17 protein-coding genes are annotated in these 21578 nt (G+C 70.5%); 6 read left to right on the top strand and 11 right to left on the bottom strand.

Translation table 11 applies throughout. The features are described 5' to 3' along the window. Positions 1–85: 85 nt before the first annotated feature. The 3 genes from PBV52_RS48860 to PBV52_RS48850 form a co-directional block, all read right to left on the bottom strand. Complete coding sequence (locus PBV52_RS48860) at positions 86–2485, bottom strand: glycoside hydrolase family 65 protein (protein ID WP_274248556.1); 2400 nt, start codon at positions 2483–2485, stop codon at positions 86–88. Next, a complete protein-coding gene (locus tag PBV52_RS48855; RefSeq protein WP_274248554.1) occupies positions 2485–3261 on the bottom strand; it encodes an HAD family phosphatase in 777 nt (258 codons plus the stop codon). The genes PBV52_RS48860 and PBV52_RS48855 overlap by 1 nt, the downstream gene beginning before the upstream one ends. Positions 3262–3585: 324 nt before the next feature. Next, a complete protein-coding gene (locus PBV52_RS48850; protein ID WP_274249987.1) occupies positions 3586–4440 on the bottom strand; it encodes a LysR family transcriptional regulator in 855 nt (284 codons plus the stop codon). An 83-nt stretch (positions 4441–4523) separates the two neighbouring features. Here PBV52_RS48850 and PBV52_RS48845 point away from each other — a divergent pair, with 83 nt between their 5' ends. Beyond that, positions 4524–5438, top strand: coding sequence for a DMT family transporter (locus PBV52_RS48845; RefSeq protein WP_274248552.1), 915 nt, complete (start codon positions 4524–4526; stop codon positions 5436–5438). A 264-nt stretch (positions 5439–5702) separates the two neighbouring features. Then, positions 5703–7352, top strand: coding sequence for a TlrC/CarA/OleB/SrmB family ABC-F type ribosomal protection protein (locus PBV52_RS48840; RefSeq protein WP_274248550.1), 1650 nt, complete (start codon positions 5703–5705; stop codon positions 7350–7352). 73 nt (positions 7353–7425) lie between these two features. On the opposite strand, the gene PBV52_RS48835 is transcribed toward PBV52_RS48840, so the two are convergent. From PBV52_RS48835 to PBV52_RS48805, 7 genes are all read right to left on the bottom strand, one after another. Then, positions 7426–8220 (bottom strand): SAM-dependent methyltransferase, encoded by a 795-nt coding sequence (locus PBV52_RS48835; protein WP_274248548.1) that lies wholly within the window; start codon positions 8218–8220, stop codon positions 7426–7428. A 147-nt stretch (positions 8221–8367) separates the two neighbouring features. Further along, positions 8368–10173: an RICIN domain-containing protein gene (locus tag PBV52_RS48830; RefSeq protein WP_274248544.1), complete on the bottom strand. Its 1806-nt coding sequence runs from the start codon at positions 10171–10173 to the stop codon at positions 8368–8370. Positions 10174–10235: 62 nt separating this feature from the next. Further along, the gene (locus PBV52_RS48825) at positions 10236–12428 is read right to left on the bottom strand and encodes a beta-galactosidase (RefSeq protein WP_274248542.1); all 2193 of its coding nucleotides are present in this window, start codon (positions 12426–12428) and stop codon (positions 10236–10238) included. 28 nt (positions 12429–12456) lie between these two features. Further along, on the bottom strand, positions 12457–13377 hold the full coding sequence (locus PBV52_RS48820; protein ID WP_274248540.1) for a carbohydrate ABC transporter permease: 921 nt from the start codon (positions 13375–13377) through the stop codon (positions 12457–12459). Next, on the bottom strand, positions 13374–14294 hold the full coding sequence (locus tag PBV52_RS48815) for a carbohydrate ABC transporter permease (protein WP_274248538.1): 921 nt from the start codon (positions 14292–14294) through the stop codon (positions 13374–13376). The genes PBV52_RS48820 and PBV52_RS48815 overlap by 4 nt, the downstream gene beginning before the upstream one ends. A 1-nt stretch (position 14295) precedes the next feature. Beyond that, complete coding sequence (locus PBV52_RS48810; RefSeq protein WP_274248536.1) at positions 14296–15684, bottom strand: ABC transporter substrate-binding protein; 1389 nt, start codon at positions 15682–15684, stop codon at positions 14296–14298. Positions 15685–16012: 328 nt separating this feature from the next. Next, on the bottom strand, positions 16013–17185 hold the full coding sequence (locus PBV52_RS48805) for a LacI family DNA-binding transcriptional regulator (RefSeq protein WP_274248534.1): 1173 nt from the start codon (positions 17183–17185) through the stop codon (positions 16013–16015). A 249-nt stretch (positions 17186–17434) separates the two neighbouring features. Here PBV52_RS48805 and PBV52_RS48800 point away from each other — a divergent pair, with 249 nt between their 5' ends. From PBV52_RS48800 to PBV52_RS48785, 4 genes are all read left to right on the top strand, one after another. Further along, positions 17435–17956, top strand: coding sequence for a MarR family winged helix-turn-helix transcriptional regulator (locus tag PBV52_RS48800; protein WP_274248532.1), 522 nt, complete (start codon positions 17435–17437; stop codon positions 17954–17956). Between the two features lie 169 nt (positions 17957–18125). Continuing rightward, positions 18126–18743: a DsbA family protein gene (locus PBV52_RS48795; RefSeq protein WP_274248531.1), complete on the top strand. Its 618-nt coding sequence runs from the start codon at positions 18126–18128 to the stop codon at positions 18741–18743. A 65-nt stretch (positions 18744–18808) separates the two neighbouring features. Beyond that, a complete protein-coding gene (locus PBV52_RS48790) occupies positions 18809–19615 on the top strand; it encodes an MBL fold metallo-hydrolase (RefSeq protein WP_274248528.1) in 807 nt (268 codons plus the stop codon). After that, positions 19606–20040: a nuclear transport factor 2 family protein gene (locus tag PBV52_RS48785; protein WP_274248526.1), complete on the top strand. Its 435-nt coding sequence runs from the start codon at positions 19606–19608 to the stop codon at positions 20038–20040. The genes PBV52_RS48790 and PBV52_RS48785 overlap by 10 nt, the downstream gene beginning before the upstream one ends. Before the next feature lie 43 nt (positions 20041–20083). Here the strand turns inward: PBV52_RS48785 and PBV52_RS48780 are convergent, their stop codons facing one another. Next, the gene (locus PBV52_RS48780) at positions 20084–21544 is read right to left on the bottom strand and encodes a GH1 family beta-glucosidase (RefSeq protein ID WP_274248524.1); all 1461 of its coding nucleotides are present in this window, start codon (positions 21542–21544) and stop codon (positions 20084–20086) included. Positions 21545–21578 lie beyond the last annotated feature (34 nt).

Here is a 21578-nt window from a genome sequence, read left to right as displayed (position 1 = left end):
CTTTCCGTGCAGGAACCGCGGGTTTTCGCGCAGGATCGCTGTCTCCCAGCCTCTCCCCGTCAGGCGCGTCCCGCACAGGGCCGCGTCAGTCCGGAAGGACGAGTCGTCCCGTCTCCCCCGGCTGCAGGGACACCTCCAGCCCCGGCAGCCGTACGTCGATCGGGGAGGCGTCGGAGGACGGGACCGCGATCTCCAGCAGTCCGCGTTCCAGGCGCAGGCGTACGCCCCAGTTGCCCTGGTAGCGCAGGGCGAAGCCGTACGAGGACAGCTCGGGCAGCGGCACGGGGTCGAGCCACAGGGCGCCGCCCCGGGTCTCCAGGCCGGTCAGCCCGCGCTGGACGAGGTCGAGGGTGCCGGCCATCGCGCCGAGGTGGATGCCCTCGCCGGTGGTGCCGCCCTGGACGTCGGCGATGTCGCCCTGGAGGGCCTCCTGGCAGAACTTCCACGCGTCGCTGCGTCGGCACCGGGCCAGTACCCAGCCGTGGACCAGGCCGCTGAGGGTGGAGCCGTGGCTGGTGCGGTGGATGTAGTAGTCGAGGGTGCGCCGCCAGGTGTCCTCGTCCAGCCGCACCCCCAACCGGTGGAAGAGGCCCCCCAGTTCCGCGGGCGCGAAGAGGTAGCCGAGCATCAGGACGTCGGCCTGTTTGGAGGCCTTGTAGCGGTTGACGGTGTCGCCCTCCGCCTCCAGGATCCGGTCCAGCCGCCGGATGTCGCCGTACTTGCCGCGGTAGCCGTTCCAGTCGAGTTCGGCGAGGTCGGCGTAGCCGGCGAACTGGCTGATGACGTCGTCGTGGAAGGGGACGTGGAGGGTGCGCGAGACGTCCTCCCACCGGTCGAGTTCGCCGGCGTCCAGGCCGGTGCGTTCGACGAGTTCGCGACGGCGCGGCTCGGGCAGCGTGTCCAGCAGCTCCATGGTGCGGGTGAGCACCCAGGCGGCCGTGACGTTGGTGTACGCGTTGTCGTCGAGGCCGGGCGCCTCGGCACCCGGGTAGGACTCGTGGTACTCGTCGGGGCCGACCACGCCCTTGATGCGGTGGCGGCCCAGGCTGTCGTCGTAGACCGCCTTGTCCGCCCAGAAGCGGGCGATCTGCAACAGCATCTCAGCGCCCTTGGTGTGCAGGAACTCCATGTCGCCGCTCGCCTCGCAGTACTGCCACACGTTGTACGCGATCGCCGACCCGACATGGTGCTGGAGCCGCGAGTGGTCGGGCAGCCAGCGCCCCGAGCGCGGGTTGACATGCAGCTGCTGGGTCTCCTCGCGTCCGTCGCTGCCGCTCTGCCACGGGTACATCGCCCCGCGGCGGCCCGCTCGCCTGGCGCTGGTGCAGGCCTGTTCGAGGCGGCGGTGGCGGTGGCGGAGCAGGGCGCGGGAGACCTCCGGGAAGTGCAGGTTGAGGAAGGGCAGGACGAACAGCTCGTCCCAGAAGACGTGGCCGCGGTAGGCCTCGCCGTGCAGTCCCCGGGCGGGCACGCCGACGTCGAGGTCGGCGGTGTGCGGGGAGAGGGTCTGCAGGACGTGGAAGAGGTGCAGCCGCAGGATGCGGCCCGACTCGCCGGGGACGTCGAGTTCGGCACGGCGCCAGAGCTGGCCCCAGGCGGTGCGGTGCGACGCGACCAGCGCGTCGAAGCCGGGGGCCCGGCCCACCCGGTCGACGGCGGCGTGCAGCGGGTCGCTGATGGCCGGGTCGTGGGAGGTGTGCAGGGCGACGGTCTTGTCGACGGTGACGGTGTGGCCGGGGACCATGTCGAGCGTCAGCCGCTGGATGGCGTACGGCCGTTCGTGACGGATCGTGGCGGGCGTGTCGGTGGTCAGCCGGGCCGCGATGCCGATCCCGATGTAGGAGGTGCGGGTGCGGCAGCTCAGCCAGACCGTGTCCGGGGCGGCGGTGCCGGTGTGGACGTGGGTCAGATGGCGGCCGTCGAGGTCCCGGTAGCGCGCGACGCCGGAGTTGGTGACCGAGCCGTCCAGGGCCGCCTCCACCTCGAGCGGACCGGAGAACCCCTCGGCCGTGAACTCGGTGCGCAGAGCGGCCAGATGCGGGTCGGCCATATGCACGATCCGCTGCTGACGCACTGTCAACGCCCGGTCCCCGCCGAGTCCGTACCGGGTCCAGCGCTCCAGCATCCCCGAGGACAGGTGCAGCAGCTGCCGGTGGTCGAGCACGGTCGCGGTGTCGGGGACGATCCAGTGCCCGTCGGGGAGCCGGAAGCGCAGAGGCAGCCAGTTCGGGACGTTGACCATGTCCTCGTTCTCCACACGGCGGCCCGCGACATCGGAAGTGAGCCGGTTGTAGATGCCGGCCACATACGTCCCCGGATAGTGGACCTCGTCGGCGGCGCACTCGGGAAGCACGCCCCGCGTGGCGAAGTAGCCGTTGCCGAGCGTGCACAGCGACTCCCGAAGGCGTTCGTCGGCGGGCCTGTAGCCCTCGTACTCCCAGCTCCAGCCCGCTGCCTCGGCCTGCGAGCTCCGGTCGTCCGTCACTACGGCGCTCCTCCCGCGCACAGTTCTCCGAGGTCGCGTACGACGATGTCGGCGCCGTGCCGCAGCAGCCGTGCCCCGCTGTCCGCACCGGCGGCCCGGTCCACGCCGACCACCAGGGCGAATCCACCGCGCCGGCCCGCTTCCACCCCGGCCAGGGCGTCCTCGACGACTGCGGCCCGGCCGGCGGGGACGCCGAGTCGGCGGACCGCTTCCAGGAACAGGTCGGGGTCCGGCTTGCCCGCGAGGCCCAGCCGGGCCGCCTCGCCGCCGTCCACCAGGACGTCGAACAGGTCGAGCACGCCTGCCCGGCTCAGCAACTCGCCGGCGTGCCGGGACGCGGAGGCCGCGGCGCGGGGCACTCCCGCCGCACGCAGCGCCCTCACCAGCCGTACGGTCCCCGGGTAGGCCTCGACGCCGTGCTCGCGCAGCCGCTCCGTAAAAAGGCGCTCCTTGTCCGCGGCGACCGCCCGCACCGTCTCGGCCGACGCCTCGATGCCGCGTGCGGTCAGGAAGGCCTCGGCTCCGTCGAGGCGGGACTTGCCGTCGACGTGGCGCAGGTAGTCGTCCTGCTCGTCGAAGGGGCGGCGTCGGTCGGGGTCCTCGGGCGGGTGGGCGCGCAGGAAGCCGTCGAAGGCCACCTTCCAGGCGGCGGCGTGCACCTTGGCCGAGTCGGTGATCACTCCGTCGGTGTCGAAGACCACGGCGCGTACGTCGTGCAGGACCGGGGCGAGCGTGTCGCGGGGCCTGTCGCGCGTACGACGGAACGCGAACCGCACGGCCTGCTCACCTCCACTCGAGAGCCCTCCCGCGCCCGGCGGGATCCGCTCATGGGTACCCGCCGGGCCCGCCTTGTCACCCACGGACCCCAGCAGGGACCCCAGCTCCCCGGGTACCCGTGAGCGGCCCTGGCGCATTCGCCGCGGGCATGGTGTGCTGGAGGTGACGGGAAGGACCCAGAACGACGCGGGGAAGCGGATGACGGCCGCGCACCGCGTAATCAGGATCCGCGAGAAGTGGATAGGGCCCTTCCCGCCCTGTGCTGTCTCCGTACTCCCGTCCCCGTACCCCCGTCCCCGTACGACAAAGGGCCGTCGAGGGCGTCAGTCGCCCCGGTACAGCGCCGTGACCAGCTCGATCACCGCCTGCGCGGCGGGTGGCGGGTCGTCGCGCCACCAGGTCAGCCGTACGGCGATGGGTTCGGCGTCCCGTACCGGCCGGTAGACGATGCCGGGGCGCGGGTACTGGTGGGCGGTGGCCTCGGCGGTCACGCCGATGCAGCGGCCGGTGGAGATCATCGTGAGCCAGTCGTCGACGTCGTGCGTCTCCTCGGTCGCCGGACGCGCGTCGGGCGGCCACAGGTCAGTGGTCGTGGTGCCGGTGCGGCGGTCGACGAGGAGGGTACGGCCGCTGAGGTCGGCCAGCCGGACCGCGCGGCGCCGGGCCAGCGGGTCGTCGGCGGCCACGGCGCACAGCCGCCGCTCAAGACCGACGATGGCGGAGTCGAACCGCCGGTCGTCCACCGATCGGCGTACGACGGACAGGTCGCAGGCGCCCTCCGCGAGACCGGCGGTGGCCGAGTTGACGCGCACGAGGTGCAGATCGGTCCCGGGGTGCGCGGCGGCCCACCGGCGCTGGAAGGCCGGGGTGTGCCGGCCGAGCGCCGCCCAGGCGTAGCCCATCCGCAGCCGGTCGTGCCCGGAGCCGGCCTCCCGGACCAGGTCGTCCACCTCGGCGAGCACCCGCCGGGCATACGCCAGGACGCGCAGCCCGGTCCCCGTGGGGCTCACCTCGCGGGAGGTCCGCCTCAACAGCCGTACTCCCAGGTTCCGTTCGAGCGAGGCCAGCGAGCGGGAGACCGCTGCCTGGGAGACGCCGAGGGCGATGGCGGCGTCGGTGAAACTGCCCTCGTCGACGATCGCGACGAGACAGCGCAACTGCCTCAGCTCCACATCCATGACTGAAGCATCCATGACTCAAGCGTATGGATGCCGATGCGGACGCATTTTGCGCAATGATCCGACGGCCGCACGATCGGCTCATGCGCACCCGACCCGCACCCGCGCCTGCCCAGGCGGCCCCGGCGGTTCCGCTCACCGAACTCACCGAGCACACCGAGCACACCGGCGGCCGTCTCGCAGGCGTGGCCACGATGATCGGCAGCGGTCTGTCCACCCAGACCGGTGCCGCGATCGGCACTCTCGCCTTCCCCGTCCTCGGCGCCGTCGGCGTCGTCGCCGTACGCCAGTACGTCGCCGCGCTGGTGCTGCTGGCCGTCGGCAGGCCGAGGCTGCGTTCGTTCACCTGGCGCCAGTGGTGGCCGGTGGTCCTGCTGGCCCTGGTGTTCGGCACCATGAACCTCTCGCTGTACTCCGCGATGGACCGCGTCGGCCTGGGTCTGGCGGTGACCCTGGAGTTCCTCGGCCCGCTCACCCTCGCCCTGGCCACCTCGCGCCGCCGTGTGGACGTGTGCTGCGCGGTGATCGCCGCGGCCGGTGTCATCACCCTGATGCGGCCGCGGCCCTCGACCGACTACCTCGGGATGGCCCTGGGCCTGCTGGCCGCCTGCTGCTGGGCGTCGTACATCCTGCTCAACCGCACGGTCGGCCGACGCATCCCCGGTGCGCAGGGCGCGGCCGCCGCGGCCGGCCTGTCCGCCGTGATGTTCCTGCCGATCGGCATCACCGTCGCCGTACGGCATCCGCCGACAACCGGCGCCCTCGCCTGCGCGGTCGCGGCCGGTGTCCTCGCCTCGGCCGTGCCCTACCTCGCGGACCTGTTCACCCTGCGGCACGTGCCGCCCCGGGTCTTCGGCCTGTTCATGAGCGTCAACCCGGTCCTCGCGGCCGTGGTCGGCTGGGTCGGCCTGGGCCAGGGGCTGGGCGGGCCGGAGTGGGCGGGCATCGGCGCCATCGTCGCCGCCAACTCGTTGAGCATCCTGACCGCGCGGAACTGACGCGCAGTCATGTATGCCATGACGGTCCGGCGAGAAAAAGGCTTGCAGGCTCCCTGGTGCCCCGCCTACGGTGCTGCACATGGGTTCTCTGTGACAGTCCCCGCGCGACCGCGTTGAGCTCGGCTCCGCCGTCGCGCGTTCTCATCCGTGTTTCCGCTCCTCCCGTGCTGCCGCCTGTCCGGCGTGCAGCGGAGTGATCTCGCGTGCGCGGATGCGTCCATCTGCCCGTTCCGATCGGTTCGGCCGAGAACTGGGGACTCTTCCATGTTCACTGCACAGCTATCCCTTCAGAACGTCACCCGCCGCTACGACGACCATGTCGTGCTGGACGACGTGTCCTTCAGCATCAAGCCGGGTGAGAAGGCCGGCATCATCGGCGACAACGGAGCCGGGAAATCCACCCTGCTGCGGCTGATCGCCGGTCAGGACCGGCCCGACAACGGCGAACTGACCGTGATCGCGCCCGGCGGCGTCGGCCATCTCGCCCAGTCACTCGCCCTTCCACCCGAGGCGTGCGTCCAGGACGCGGTGGACGTGGCCCTTGCCGACGTACGCGATCTCGAAGCGCGGATGCGCCGCGCCGAGGCCGGGCTCAAGGGCCTGGCGGGAGCGGAGCTCACCGCGGCGCTGGACGCCTACGCCCATCTGGTCGCCCAGTACGAGGCGCGCGCCGGCTACGAGGCCGACGCCCGGGTGGACATCGCCCTGCACGGGCTCGGGCTGCCCGGCCTGGCCCGGGACAGGACCCTGGGCACCCTGTCGGGCGGTGAGCGGTCTCGGCTGGCGCTGGCCGCGGCCCTGGCGTCCCAGCCGGAGCTGTTGCTGCTGGACGAGCCGACCAACGATCTGGACGACCAGGCGGTGGGCTGGCTGGAGGCCCACCTGCGGGCGCATCGCGGCACCGTGCTCGCGGTCACCCATGACCGGGTGTTCCTGGAACGGGTCACCACCACGATCCTGGAGGTCGGCGAGGGCAAGGTGACGCGGTACGGCGACGGCTACGACGGCTACCTCGCCGCCAAGGCCGCCGAGCGGCGGCGCCGTCTGCAGGAGTACGAGGACTGGTGCGCGGAGCTGGCCCGCAACCAGAAGTTGGCCGCCACGAACGTGGCGCGCCTGGAGGCGATCCCGCGCAAGCTGCCGTTCGCCGTGTTCGGCCAAGGCGGCTTCCGCGCCCGCAGCCGCAGCCACGGGGCGATGAGCCGCATCCGCAACGCGAAGGAGCGTGTCGAACGGCTCACGGACAACCCGGTCGCACCACCGCCCGAACCTCTGGTGTTCGCCGCCCGCATGACGACAGCCGACGGCCGGACGTCGCAGACCGCGGCGGAGCTCACCGGCATCCGTGTCGGGGACCGGCTGCACGTACCGTCACTGCGGGTCGGCGGCGAGGAGCGGCTGTTGGTCACCGGGCCCAACGGCGCGGGCAAGACGACGCTGATCCGGGTACTGGCAGGTGAGCTGCGGCCCGATGAGGGGACGGTGCGCACGCGGGGCCGGGTCGGGCACCTGAGGCAGGAGGACACTCCGTGGCCGCCGCGCCTCACGGTCCCGCAGGCGTTCGCATACGGCCGCGGAGGCGACCTGGACGAGCACACCGACCACCTCCTGTCGCTCGGCCTGTTCAGCCCCTCCGACCTGCGCCTGAAGGTGAGCGAACTGTCCTACGGGCAACGGCGCCGGATCGAACTGGCCCGCCTGGTGAGCGACCCCGTCGACCTGCTGCTGCTCGACGAACCCACCAACCATCTCTCCCCTGCCCTGGTCGAGGAACTGGAAGGAGCTCTGACCGGCTACCGAGGCGCGGTGGTCGTCGTCACCCACGACCGCCGCATGCGCACCCGCTTCACCGGCACGCACCTGGAACTGAGCGCCGGCCGGGTGGCACAGCTCCAGGAGGCCGAAGCGAGCTGAGACCCGCAGGTCCCCGCCGCCGGCGGGACAGCCCACTGACCCTGTCCCGCCGGCGGCACTGTCGCCGCGGGCGCTACGGCTTTCGCGCCACACCGCCGAAGTCGTCGACCTCGGCGGGAGCTTGCTCACCGGACTCGCCGGCGCGCCACCGGGAGACGGAGACCAAGCCGGGCTCCAGCAGCTCCAGGCCCGCGAAGAACCGGGCGAGTTCCTCCGGGCTGCGGTTGACGCGGGGGTTGTCGCTCGCCTCGTTCCACTGCTCGATCATCTCGCGCATCTGCTGCGGGTTGAGCACCTCGGTGTCGTCGCAGAGCACGAGGTAGCTGCCGGAGGGCAGGGCATCCACGAGCCGGCCGACGATGTCGTAGACGGTGTCGTCGGTGATGTGGGCGGTGATGCCCAGCAGGATCAGCACGACCGGCTGGGTGAAGTCCAGTGTCTTGGCGGCCTGTTCCAGGATGGCCTCGGGTTCGCGCAGGTCGGCGTCGATGTAGTCCGTGGCCCCTTCGGGCGTGCTGGTCAGCAGCGCCTCGGCATGGGCCAGGACGACCGGATCGTGATCGACGTAGACGATCCGGGCCTCGGGGACCAGTCTCTGGGCGACCTCGTGGGTGTTGTTCGCGGTGGGCAGGCCGGTGCCCACGTCGAGGAACTGACGTATGCCGGCCTCACCGACGAGGTGCTCCACCGTCCTGACGAGGAACGCCCGCTGTGCCAGGGCGATGTCGAGGATTGCCGGGTTGGCGCCGGCTATCTGGTCGCCGACCTGCCGGTCGATCTCGTAGCAGTCCTTGCCACCGAGCCAGTAGTTCCAGATCCGGGCGGAGTGCGGCACGCCGCTGTTGATGAGTGGACGTTCAATGGGCATGGGTGCTCCCCGAGTTGAGCGTGGATGTCACTGCACAACCTAGACGGGGGAGGGTGGTCGTCGGCGGTCGCCTTACCGCCCGGCCCCGTTGCTCGGGGCCGGAGGCGACGACCGTGTGATCCGTGTTCTGTTCTCGGGTGCCGGGCCCTACTGGACGAGCTCCCAGTCCTGTGACCCGTCGGTGACCGCGCTCTGCAGGGTCAGCGGCGCGCCGGCGGTCGCGCCGGTCAGGTACAGGCTCGTGTTCTTGACCGACTGCAACTTGTAGAACCCGTCGGCGGTCTTGATGAGGTTCCAGCTGCCCGTGGTGCTGTTGTCGACCCACTGGCCGATCCGTTGGCCGACCGTCGCGTTCCCGGTCCAGATGGCCGCCGCGCGGCCGCCCGACTTGTTGAGCAGGGTCACGCCACCGTTGGGTTCGCTCACCACGTGCCAGTACTGGGTGTCCCCGTTCGCCGCCGAACCGGGGGCCTCCAGGCGGACGTCGGGAACGTCTCCGTTGCCGATGTTCGCGTCGTTGGTCTTGTTTCCGGTGCCGATCACCTGGTCCGTCTTGCGGTTCACCAGTTGGTAGTAGGCGCCGTCCGAGTGGCCGAGGTCGACCTCGGCGAAGCGGAGGGTCGAGGTGCCCTGGTTGTTGAGTATGGAGACGCGGCCGGTGCCCTCGACGTACTGCAGGTTGCGGCTGTACCCGGCCTGCGAGGTCGTCTGGTACTCCTTCCAGGCGCCGTCGCTGCGTCCGCTCTCGTTGACCCAGACGTTGCCGCTGCCGGCGGCGTTGTAGACCAGGCGACCGCCGGGGACCCTGATGAGGACCGGGCTGCCGCTCGTCGCGAGAGCGCGGGAACCGGCGTCGAGCGGCAGGGAGGTGACGCCGGTACCCGTGGCGGAGCCGCGGTAGAACTTCAGCGGGTCGTCGGCGAGCACGTATCTGGTGTTGGCTCCGCCGCCCCAGTACTCGAAGGTCAGCAGCCACTTGCCGTCCGTCGTCCGGACGACGTTCGTCATGCCCGGGCGTCCGTCGCCGATCTCCGTCTTGCCGCCGCCCATGTCCTGGGTCAGTCCGGCGATGTCGACGACGGGCGCGCTCCACGCCACGCTGCGGCCGTCCCAGGTCTTGTGGACGAGGATCTGGCCCTTGGAGTCCGTGGCGGTGTCGTTGGCGGGATCCAGGGTAGGGACGCCGGTGGTCGCGTTGAAGCCGGTGTAGTCGTTCTCGTCGGAGTAGTAGCAGACGAGTTGGCCCTTGTAGACCATCAGGTACGGCTCCCAGAGGGGATCCACCTGCTTGTTCGTGTTCGCGGCGGCGATGTTCTGGCCGGTCGCGCCCGCGCTGCCGCCCTGCCAGCCGCCGGTGGCGACGACGTTGACGACCTTCCACGTGGCGCCGTCGTCGGTGCTGGAGTACAGGGCGATCGCCATGTCCTTGCGGTCGCCGTCGTTGAACGGCGTCCAGTTGGGGTCGGCCGCCTTGTGCTCCTTGTAGTAGTAGTCGTCGCCCGACACGACACTCGCGAGGAGCAGGGTGCCCTGCTTCAGGTTCCCGACGTCCTGCGGCAGGACGTAGAGGTACGGGTTGGTCCAGTTGCTCGTGTACTTCGCGTACTGGGGGTCGCTGGAGAGATACGCCGGGGCCTTGACCTCGGCCAGCGGCTGCCAGGTCGTCCCGTGGTCGTCGCTCTTGTACACCGGGAGGGTCTGCTTGTCCGCGCTTCCCGTCTCCGGGACGACCGTGGACTTCTCGAACGACGCGACCAGGCGCCCGCTCGGCAGCTGTGCCGACTTCGGGTAGACCGCGCAGTTGCCCCGCCCTTTCAGGCACGGCTCGTTCCCGAGCTGGTACAGGGTCCCGCCCGTCGGGTTGTACGCGTGTGCGCTGCTCATGGGTATCGCCACCATCGCGGATGCCGCGACGACGGTGCCCAGCGCCCTTCTCAGCCTTCTTCTGTGCATTGCCCCTCCTTTGGGGATGGCCATGGGGATGACCACGGTGATGCCGTACCGGCGGCTTCGTCCTAGGCCGCCGGTCCGTCTGCGGTTCCGGCTGCGGTTCCGGCTGCAGTTCCGTCTGCGGTGACGAACACCCGTACGTCCCACGCCTGAAGCTCCACCGCCGTGCCTGCGGGGATACGGCTGCCGCCCAGGAGGTCGGACAGCTCCACCGGAGCCGCCACGCGGGTCGGCTCCCAGCTCCAGTTGTGGATCACATGGATCCGGCGTCCGTCGGGGGACGTCCCGGTCGTCGCGGTGACGGTCTCCGGCAGGTCGCGCCAGCCGCTGATGGCGGAGGGCGTGAGCCATTCCGCCAGCGCGCGGGCGAGGGAGCGGCCGGGGATCGTGCCGACGTAGGTGACGCGGCCCGCGCCGTGGCGCCGGCTGGCGATCGCGGGCCAGCGGCCGAAGTGCGGGTGGTCGTACGCGGCGAGGACCTCGGCGTCGGTGACAGTCAGGCCGTCGGCCCAGCGGGTCGCCGTCGCGTCGTGCGACAGTCGGAGCGGACCGCCGGGTACGGAGTGGACCGGGAGGTCGTCGGCGAGGTTGCTGAACTCGTCGTACGTGACGCCCGCGGCCTCGGCGAGGCGTCCGGGTTGCGGTTCGATCCGGGTCCTTGCCTCGTGGTCGGCGTAGCCGGTGCGCGGGCCGAGGACCAGGTGGCCGCCCGCGTCGGCGTAGGCGGTGAGCCAGTCGAGGGTCGTGTCGGCGGCGATGTACAACGCCGGTACGACCAGCACCGGGTGACGGCGGGCGGCCTCCTCCGGTGCCATGCCCTCCCGTGTGCCGCTCGGGTCGTGCAATTGGCGGGCGTGCACGATCCGCACCTGGCGCCCCGCTTCGAACGCGCCGCGGTAGAAGGGATCGAGGATGCGGTGGTAGGCGGCGGGATCGGGCTCGCCGTCGGCGGTCGCGAGCGGGGGGTGCTTCTGCATCAGCCACTTGCTGGGCGTCGAGTAGACCACCGTGATGTCGGCGTCCGGCTCGAGCCCCGCGACGAGCGGGCCGGCCGCCTCGAACTCGGCGCCCAGGCGGGCGAGTTCGCCGTAGGCGCGGCCGGGCTGTCCGCTGTGCGGCAGGACGCCGCCCCAGTAGGTCTCGGCGCCGAAGCGCAGGGTCTGCCACTGCCAGTACTCGATCATCCGCGCGCCACGCGCCACGTGCGCCCAGGCGGCCTGCCGCCACTGGCCGTCGTAGGCGGGGCGGTTGTCCCAGGCGAAGCCGATGGAACTCGCGTTGGTCTCGGTGACGAGGAACGGCTCCTGACGGGAGGAGAACATCCAGTCGGCGGTCTGGTACATCGACCAGACGCCGGTGGTCTTCCAGACCTGCTCGTGGTCGTCGGGGGTGGGGTCCGGGAGCAGGAGGCCGTCCTGCATGTCGTAGTACGGGTTGCCGGAGGCGATGTCGAGCCGGGCGGACAGCTCGTCGTCCGCGACGCCCTGGCGGGTGTAGGAGATGCAAGTCGTGACGAAGTGCTCGGGGCGCGCGTACTCGCGGACGATGTCCGCCTGCCAGCCGATGAACTCGGTGACCTGGCGGGCCTGGAACTCCCGCCAGGCGACGTCGTACTGGGGCTGGACGTTGCCGTCCGGCGTCCACAAGTCGGCCCAGTCGGAGAGTCGGTGGGACCAGTACACCAGGCCCCATTCTCGGTTGAGGGTCTCGACGTCCCCGTACTTGTCGCGCAGGTGGTCCACGAAGCGCTGGAAGACGCCCTGGTTGTGGAAGAGGTGCAGGCCGGGTTCGTTGTCCACCTGCCAGCCGATGATCGCTGGATGGTCGGCGTATCGCGCGACGATCTTGCGGATGATCCGCTCGGCGTGGAAGCGGAAGGCGGGGTGGGTGAAGTCGACCTCCTGACGGCCGCCCCAGCCGATGCGCTTCCCGGTGGCGTACTCACCGGTGATCTCCGGGTACTGGCGAGCCAGCCAAGGCGGTACGGCGTAGGTCGGCGTACCGAGGATGACGGAGATGCCGCGCTCGTGGGCGCCGTCGAGGACGGGCTCCAGCCAGTCGAGTTCGAAGCGTCCGCTCGTAGGCTCCCAGGTCGACCAGACCGACTCGCCCACCCGGATCACGGTGAAGTTCGCCTCGGCCATCAGGTCGAGGTCGGTCTTGAGCCGTTCGTCGGGCCGCAGTTCGGGGTCGTACGCGGGCGTGTACTCGTGGTAGTACGCGGCGCCGAACAGGACGCGGGCGGGCAGATCCGCCATGAAGGAACCTCCGGAAAGTTAAGGGGAGTTACTGCTTGACGCCGCCGGTGGCCAAGCCGCTCTGCCAGTAGCGCTGGAGCAGGAGGAAGGCGATGACGAGCGGCACGATGGAGATCAGGGAGCCGGTCACGACGAGCGGCAGCATGTCGCTGCTGGCGCCGCCTCCCCCGTTCTGCGCCTGCGCGGCCCAGGAGGAGAGGCCGACCGTGATGGGGTACAGCTGCGGGTCGTTGAGCATGATCAGCGGCAGGAAGTAGTTGTTCCAGGTCGCCACGAGCGTGAACAACAGGACGGTGACCAGGCCGGGAGCAAGCAGCCTGAGCGCGATCCGGAAGAAGATGCGTGCCTCCCCCGCCCCGTCGATGCGGGCGGCCTCCAGAAGGCTGTCCGGGACCGCGTCGGCCGCGTAGATACGCATGAGGTAGAGGCCGAAGGGGTTGACGAGCGAGGGCAGGATGATCGCCCAGGGGGTGTTGACCAGGCCGACCTTGGCGAACAGCAGATAGGTCGGGATCGCCAGCGCGGTGGCGGGGACCATGATGGCGCCGAGGACCAGGTTGAAGGCGGCGCGGTCACCGCGGAAGCGGAACTTGGCGAACCCGTACCCGGCGGCGGCCGCGAGCAGGGCGGCGCCGACCGCGCTGACGACGGCGTACACGGCGGTGTTGAGCAGCCAGTCGACGAAGACGCCGTCGTCCTGGGTGAAGGTGGCCTTGATGTTCGCCAGGAGCTGCGGGGCGTCGGAGAACCACAGGCCGAAGCTGTTGATCAGGTCCTGGGTGCCCTTGGTCGAGGCGACCAGCAGCCAGAACAGCGGGAGGAGGAAGTAGGCCAGCGCCGCCAGCATGACGATCGTCAGCGGGGTGCTGCGGCGGCGGGGTGCGGGCCGGTGCCGCCTGGGTGCGGTGGGGGCCGCTGCGGTCGCCGGCGGCTGCAAGGTGGTCGTCACGCGGCCCTCCTGCGGTTCGCGGTGAGCAGTACGACGTAGGAGGCGATGACGATGACCAGTCCGAGGAGGAAGGAGACCGTGGCCGCGTAGTTGAGCTGGTTTCCGGTGAAGGCGAGGGAGTAGGAGTAGAGGTTGGCGGTGTAGGAGCTGCTGATGACGTCCGGGGCGATCTTCATCAGCAGGTTCGGTTCGTTGAAGAGCTGGAAGCTGCCGATCACCGAGAAGAGCAGGGTCAGCAGGAGCGCCGGCCGCAGCGCGGGCAGCTTGATCGACCAGGCGATCCGCCAGGCGCCCGCCCCGTCCATCGCGGCGGCCTCGTACAGGTCCTGCGGGATGGTCCGCAGCGCCGCGTACAGGATGATCATGTTGTAGCCGACGAACTCCCAGGTCACGATGTTCGCCAGACTGCCCAGCATCCAGCTCTCGCTGAGGAAGTGCGGAGCCGGGAGGTCCAGCTCCCGGCTCAGCTGGGCGAACGGGCCGAAGTCGGGGCCGTACAGATAGCCCCACATGAGCGCGGCGACCACACTCGGGACCGCGTACGGCACGAAGATGCCCAGCCGGATCACGCGCGCCAGCCGCAGCAGGCCGCTGTCGAGGGCGAGGGCGAACACCAGGGCCAGCAGCAGCATCAGCGGGACCTGGATCACGAAGAACAGGGCCACGCGGCCGACGCCGTGCAGGAGGAGCGGGTCCTTGAGGGCGGTGACGTAGTTGTCCAGGCCGACGAAGACCGTGCCGCCGATGAGGCGTTGCTGGAAGAGGCTGAGGTAGGCGGCGTAGCCGAGCGGGGCGAGGAACAGCAGGAGGAAGAGGATCAGGAACGGGGCCACGAACAGGGGGCCCGGCCCGCCGAGCCGGCGGCGCGGCGGGCCGGCTCGGCGCGGCCTGGCGTAGGCGGCGGTGGTGGCTGCCATCTCAGGCCCCCTTGACCGTGAAGCCCTGGTTCTTGGCGTACGTCGTCAGCCGCGACTGCCAGGTGCCGAGGGCGGCGACGGTGTCGGCCTGGTCGGCGAGGGACTTGCCGACGGTCTCGGTCCAGTCCTTCGCCGCCTGGTCCAGGAACGGCGGCCACTGGAACGCGGTCGGGACCGTGTCGCTGATGTCGGCGAAGACCTGGTTGACCTTCTGGCCGCCGTAGAAGGCGGGTGCGTCGCCGGTGAAACTCGGGTCCGCAAGCAGGGACTTGGTCGCCGGGAAGAAGAACTGCTTGGTGGCGAACATCTTGGCGCTCGCCGGGTCGCTGTTGAGGAACTGGGCGAACTGGGCCGCCGCGATCGGGTTCTTCGTGGCGCGGATGACCGCGGTCGTGGAGCCGCCCCAGTTGCCCGAGACCGGCTTGGCCGCGTCCCACTGCGGCAGCGGCGCGGCCCGCCACTTGCCCGAGGTGGACTTGGCCGAACCCGACAGGAACGCCGGACCCCAGGCCGCGGTGAGCCAGGTGGCGTACTTGCCCTTGTTGAACCCGGCGTACCACCCGTCGGTGAAGTCCGGGTCGGTGCTGATGACACTTTCCTTCGCGAGCCCGCCCCAGTACTCGGCGAGCTTCTTGGAGACCGCGTCGTCGACACTGAGGGAGAGGTCGCTCTTGCCGGAGGTGGCGTACGGCTTCGCGCCCGCCTGCCACAGCAGACCGTGCCAGGCGGCGGGTTCGTTCGCCGCGAGGTTGGTGAGGTAGACGTCCGGGTCGGCCTTGTGGAGCTTGCGGGCCGCGGCCGCGAACTCCTCCCAGGTCTCCGGCACTTGGATGCCGTGCTTGTCGAAGATGTCCTTGCGGTACAGCATGCCCATCGGGCCGGTGTCCTGCGGGATCGCCCAGACCTCGCCGCCGGGTCCGCTGACCTGACCCCACGTCCAGTCGACGAACTGGTCCTTCAGCGCCGCGGCGCCGTACGGGGTCAGGTTCAGCAGGCTGTCCGTGATCGTGAAGGTGGGGACCGCCTGGTATTCGATCTGCGCGAGGTCCGGCGCGCCGGTGCCCGCCTTGAGGGCGGTGCGCAGCTTGGTGTAGTGCTCGACGCCCTGACCGGCGTTGACGACCTTGACCTTGATCGCGGGGTACTTCTTCTCGAAGAGCGCGATCTCCTGCTGGATGTCCGGGACCCAGGTCCAGAACGTCAGTTGGGTCGGCGTCTTCATCGCCTTGTCGATGTCGGCCTGGCTGACCGGCTCGGTGGAGGTGGAGGAGCCGCCGGAGTCGCTGTCGCCGCTGCACGCGGCAAGCGCGGCACCGAGGGACACCGCTCCGGTCGCGGCGAGGAACCGCCGGCGGCTCATGGAGGACGTGGGAACGAAGGATCTGGGCATGGTGAACTCCCGCCGATGGGCAGAGGGACGGCACGCCTGGCGAGGGCGCGTCGCACGGGTGGGAAGGGAGAGGAGGAAAGGTGGAGGGGAGGAAGGGTGGAGAGGTGTGAGGAGGGGTGAGGCGCGGACGTCGCTACCAGGGCATCGGGGTCGCCATGTTCGGGTGCGCGTCGCGCGGGCTGTGACCGGCACGCGCGTCACGTGCCGTGCAGCGGAAGTCCACGGTGGTGGAAGGGTTTCGCCGGGCGGGGCGGGGTGGGGTGGGGCCGGCCGCAGGCGGGCTCACCGCCCGGTCCTGAGCGGATGCTGCTCTGGCCGGGGGTGCTGATCAGTCGCCGACGGACGGCCCGTTGCCGGCCTGCGGTTCATTGCCGGCCTGCGGTCCGTTCCCGCCCGGTGGTGCGTGTGGCGAGTCATTCGAGCGGGAGGCCGAACGCCGCCCGCGCGCCAAGGCCTTCCGGGCCGCCGGGGGTGCGGTCGAGGCACGGACGACCAGTTCGACCGGCGGATCGCTCGCCGGCGCCGGCTCCGCGTCCGGTTTCTCGATGGCCTGCACCAGGAGCCGGAGCCCCTCGTGCGCGACGGCGTCGAACGGCTGGCGCATCGTGGTCAGCGGAGGCGTGACATAGGCGGAGACGGGGATGTCGTCGAAGCCGACGACACTGACGTCGCCCGGTACGCTCAGGCCGGCTTCCGTCAGGGCACGGATCAGACCGATGGCCATGTCGTCATTGGCGGCGAACACCGCGGTGGCATCCCCGGCGGCGGCCAGTTCGCGGCCCGCGGCGTAGCCGGAGGCTGCCGACCAGTCGCCCTCGATGACGGGCGGCTGCTCCCTACCGCGCGCCGACAGCGCCGCCCGCCAGCCGTCGAGGCGGTCCCGGGCGGCGAACCACCGTTGCGGACCGGCAAGGTGATGGACCGTCACATGGCCGAGGTCCAGGAGGTGTTCGGTGGCCGCCCGCGCCAGTGACTCGGCACCGACCCCCGCGCTCACGGCCCTGGGGCCGCCGAATGTCGCGGGTGCACCGAAGACGAGGACCGGCACGTCGACGCTGAGGGAGTCCGATCCCTCGTCTCCCTCGTCGATCGGTTCCGATACGACGATGCCGTCCACGCCCTGTTCGAGCAGCGACTCCACGGCCCCGGCGACGCCTCCCGGGTCACCCTCCAGCGTGTTGTACACCCGGAGCGCATAGCCCGCGTCCCGGGCGGCCCGCTCGATGCCGATGAGCAGCGAGGCCGGCCCGTACAGGGCGGTCCCCAGCGTGACCACGCCGATGGAGCGGGTACGCCCCGAGGCCAGTGCCCGGGCCGCGCTGTTCATCCGGTAGCCGAGCTCCTCGGCGGCTTCGAGGACACGCCGGCGCACGTCGTCGGAGACGTACCGCTCACCGTTGAAGACCCGGGAGACAGTCTTCTGGGAGACGCCGGCCTGCCGGGCCACGTCCACGGCACGCGGCGCGGCAGGGCTCCCGCCCTGGCTTCCCACTCGCGTCATTGGTGTCTCCCCTGTTTCCGGCGGCTCAGATCCTAGCGAGTCACAGCCAGTCGCCAGGAGCCGATGTCCCGTCGACCACCTTTATGACTGCGCTGTCATGACTGCGGTGTCATATCTACGCAGTCGAACAGGACGTGTCAAGACTTCGCACAGCATCACGGCTACCCGCGGCAGGTCCCCTGGCAGGCACCGGGCCGCCGTGTGATCCGGCGCGGTAGGTTCCCACCTGGACGAACATGCGGAGGTGTCGTGGGCGAGCAGGGCCGGCAGGACAGGCAGGACGGGCAGCGGGAGATCACGACCGCGAAGGAGGCGGCCGACAACGACCTGGTCCTGGCGTTCGGGCGGTTGCAGGGTGCCGCGAACCGGCTGGAGTACATCCTGGGCCGGCAGATAGAGGAGGAGTGCGGGATCAGCCACCTGATGTACGAGGTGCTGCTGATCCTGGGACGAGCCGGCGACCCCGGGTTGTCGATGCGGGCGATCAGCCAGGAGCAGGTGCTCACCACGGGTGGGGTGACACGACTGGTGGACCGGATGCAGGCGGCCGGGCTGGTACAGCGCGTGACGGATCCGGCCGACGGGCGAGGGCGTCTGGTGCGCCTGACACCGCTGGGCGAGGAGACCGCCGTACGCGCCTCCCGGCTCCACGTGAAGAACATCCAGCGGTACTTCCTGGAGCCGCTACCCCCTTCCCACCGGGAGCGCTTCGCGGAGGACCTGCGGATTCTCAGCCACTCGGCCCGCGCCTCCCTCCCCCTGCTGCCCTGAGCGGGCCGCCGCACCACGGACGTGCGGCCTGCCGTTCCCTGCCGTTCCTACGGCGAGACTCGAGTTGCTCCGAGCGGATTCCCCCGCATTGAAATATCTGACACGTCAGATAATGTTGCCCAGGTGAGCGTCCGCACAAGGCGGGTGCCACATCCTCTCGAGGTCCTCGATGCAGCTCATCTACGTCTTCGATGCCTACTGCGGCTGGTCGCACGGTTTCTCCGCGACACTGGGCGAGATCACCTCCAGGCATCCCGAAGTGCCGGTTGAGGTCGTCTCCGGCGGCCTGTTCACCGGGCCGCGCCGGGTGCCGATCCGCGAGTTCGGGTACGTCCAGGGCGCGAACGAACAGATCGCCGAGCTGACCGGCGCCGAGTTCGGCGAGGCATACGAGCGGCTGATCGCCGACGGCTCGTTCGTGATGGACTCCGAGGCCGCCGCCCGCGGTGTGGCCGCGCTACGCCGGGCGGCTCCCGACCGTACGGCCGAACTGGCCGCCGCCCTCCAAGGCGCCTTCTACATCGACGGGCAGAGCCTGTCCGACCCGGCGACCTACCGACAGCTCGCCGAGGACGCGGGGTTGGACGCCGAGGCGGTCGTCGCCGCGTACGAAGCACCGGCGACGCGGGCGGACGCCGAAGCCGACTTCCGCCGCGCCGCCGAGCTCGGCGTCACCGGCTTCCCCACGCTCCTCGCCCTCGACGGCGGCCGCGTCACCACCCTGGCCCGCGGACACGCCACCGCCGACGAAGTCGACCAGCGGCTGTCCGCCCGCACCTCCTCCTGACCCCCTTTCCCCTCTCCGTCTTCCCCTCTCCGTTTCTCCCCTCTCCGAGAGCTAGGAGCCTTTCCATGGGCACGCTCGACTTCAAGGTCCTCGACCTCGACTTCCCCGCCGGCAGCAAGAACAAGACCGCCACGCTCGTCACCGGTGAGAGCGAGGCTCTGCTGGTGGACGCCGGCTTCACCCTGGCCGACGGCCACCGCCTGGCCGCCGAGATCCTCGACTCCGGCAAGAAGCTCACCACCGTCTTCATCAGCCACGGCGACCCCGACTTCTACTTCGGCGCCGAAGTCCTCGCCGACGCCTTCCCCGACGCGAAGTTCGTCGCCACCGAGCACGTCATCGAACACATCCAGCACTCCTACGAGGGCAAGCTCAAGGCGTGGGCGGCGCTCGGCACCAACCTGCCCACCCGCCTCGTGGACATCGAACCGCTCACCGGCGACCTCTCCCTGGAAGGCCACCGTTTCGAGCTCAAGGGCGGCCCAGCCGAGCTGTCCGACCGCCACTACCTGTGGCAGGCCGAGCAGCGCGCCATCCTCGGCGGCGTCCTGCTGTTCCAGAAGGAGCACGTCTGGGTCGCCGACACCCAGACCCCCGAGCAGCGCGCCACTTGGGTCAAGCTGCTCGACGAGATGGCCGCCCTCGACCCGCAGCTGGTCGTCCCCGGCCACCGCCTGCCCGACACCGCCGCCGACGTCTCCGCCATCACCGCCACCCGCGACTACCTGGTGGCGTTCGAGGAGGAGCTGGCCAAGGCCGCCGACGGCGCCGCGCTGACCGAGGCCCTCGTCGCCCGCTACCCGGACAACGGCATGCTGATCGCCGCCCGGATCGGCGCCAAGGTCGCCAAGGGCGAGATGAAGTGGGGCTGACCGTGACCGACTTCGCCACGTCCACCGCCCCCGCCGACGTCGTACGCCGCCAGTACCTGGCGTCCGCCAACGGGGACCTGGAAGCCCTGCGTGCGACCCTCGCCCCCGACGTGGAGTGGAAGGAGATGGCCGGCTTCCCGCTGGCCGGCACCTACCGCACCCCCCAGGGCGTGACCTCCAACGTCATGGAGCAGCTGGGCAAGGAGTGGGACAACTGGATCGCCCACGACGACACCTACGTCGTCGACGGCGAGGACGTCGTCGTCCTGGCCCGCTACACGGCGGCCAACAAGGCGACCGGCAAGCGGATCGACGTCCGCGTCGCGCACCACTTCGTCGTACGCGGCGGACTGATCGTCCGCTTCGAGCAGTTCGTGGACACCGCCAAGGTCCGTGAGGCCATGACCGACGACGCGCAACCGTGACGACCGCACCCGTCCATGCCGTTGCACGGGTGCGGTCACGGTCTCAGGTGGGTAGCGGGCGGGTCTCACCGGGCGTCCGGCCGGCCCCCGTGCGTGCCAGCTCCCGGTACCACAGGGCGCTGTCCTTGAGCGTACGACGCTGGGAGTCGTAGTCGACATGGACGATGCCGAAGCGCTTGGAGTACCCGTAACCCCACTCGAAGTTGTCCATCAGCGACCACACGAAGTACCCGCGCAGATCGACACCGGCGGCAAGTGCCCGGTGGGCGGCGGTGAGGTGGCGACGTAGGTAGTCGACACGCTCGGGGTCGTGGACGGCGTGGGTGCCGTCGGGGCGGGTGGTGAGATGGTCGTCGAAGGCCGCTCCGTTCTCCGTGATGACCAGGGGCTGGTTCGGGAACCGGGTGTGCAGGTCGAGGAGGAGTTCTTCGAGGCCGTCGGGGTCGATGTTCCAGCCCATCGCGGTGTGCGGGCCGTCCTGTTCGACGAACTCGACGTGCGGCGATCCGGGCCACGCCGAGCCGCCCATGTCCTTGTGGCCGTCGTGGTTCTGACGTGGTGTCACGCCGTCCCACAGGCGGACCGTGGTGGTGGCGTAGTAGTTGACGCCGAGCAGGTCCAAGGGCTGGTGGATCTGGGTGAGGTCACCGTCCTCGACGAACGCCCAGTCGGTGACGGCGGCGGTGTCCTCGATGAGGTCCTCCGGGTAGTGGCCGCGCAGCAGGGGTTCGGTGAAGGAGCGGTTGGCCAGCGCGTCGATGCGGCGCACGGCCTCTTCGCCGCCGTCGCCCTTGCCCCTCAGGACGTGGAAGTTCAGGGTGACGGAGTACTGCGGATCATTGGTGGTGACCGCCCTGAGCTGCTGAACCGCCAGGCCGTGGGCGAGGTTGAGGTGATGCACCGCCTTCAGTGCCGCGGCGCCGTCGGTGCGGCCGGGGGCGTGGGCTCCGGATCCGTAGCCGAGGTAGGCGGAGCACCACGGTTCGTTCAGGGTGGTCCAGATCGCGACGCGGTCGCCGAGGGCTTCGCCGACGATACGGGCGTAGTCGGCGAAGGCGTGGGCGGTGGCGCGGTTCGTCCAGCCGCCGGTGTCTTCGAGGGCCTGGGGCAGGTCCCAGTGGTAGAGGGTGGCGACCGGGGTGATGCCCCGGGCGAGAAGGCCGTCGACCAGACGGCTGTAGAAGTCCAGCCCCTTGGGGTTGGCCGGGCCCCGGCCGGTGGGCTGGATACGCGGCCAGGCGAGGGAGAACCGGTAGGCCTGCAGGCCCAGGGACGCCATGAGATCGAGGTCGTCCTCGAGGCGGTGGTAGTGGTCGGCGGCGACGTCACCGGTGTCGCCGTTCCATGTCTTGCCCGGGGTGTGGGAGTAGGTGTCCCAGATGGAGGGACCGCGGCCGTCCTCGGTGGCGGCGCCTTCGATCTGGTAGGCGGCGGTCGCGGAGCCGAGGATGAAGTGGGCGGGGAAGGACAGGGGCTCGGCGGGTTCCTGCCAGGCTGTCGGCATGCACGCCTCTTTCTGATGAGTATCGGTAAGGATC

It is taken from the genome of Streptomyces sp. T12 (genome assembly GCF_028736035.1).
Lineage (GTDB): Bacteria > Actinomycetota > Actinomycetes > Streptomycetales > Streptomycetaceae > Streptomyces.
The sequence above is the reverse complement of the archived record's forward strand: the minus strand, read 5'-3'. Positions and strand labels throughout refer to the sequence as shown.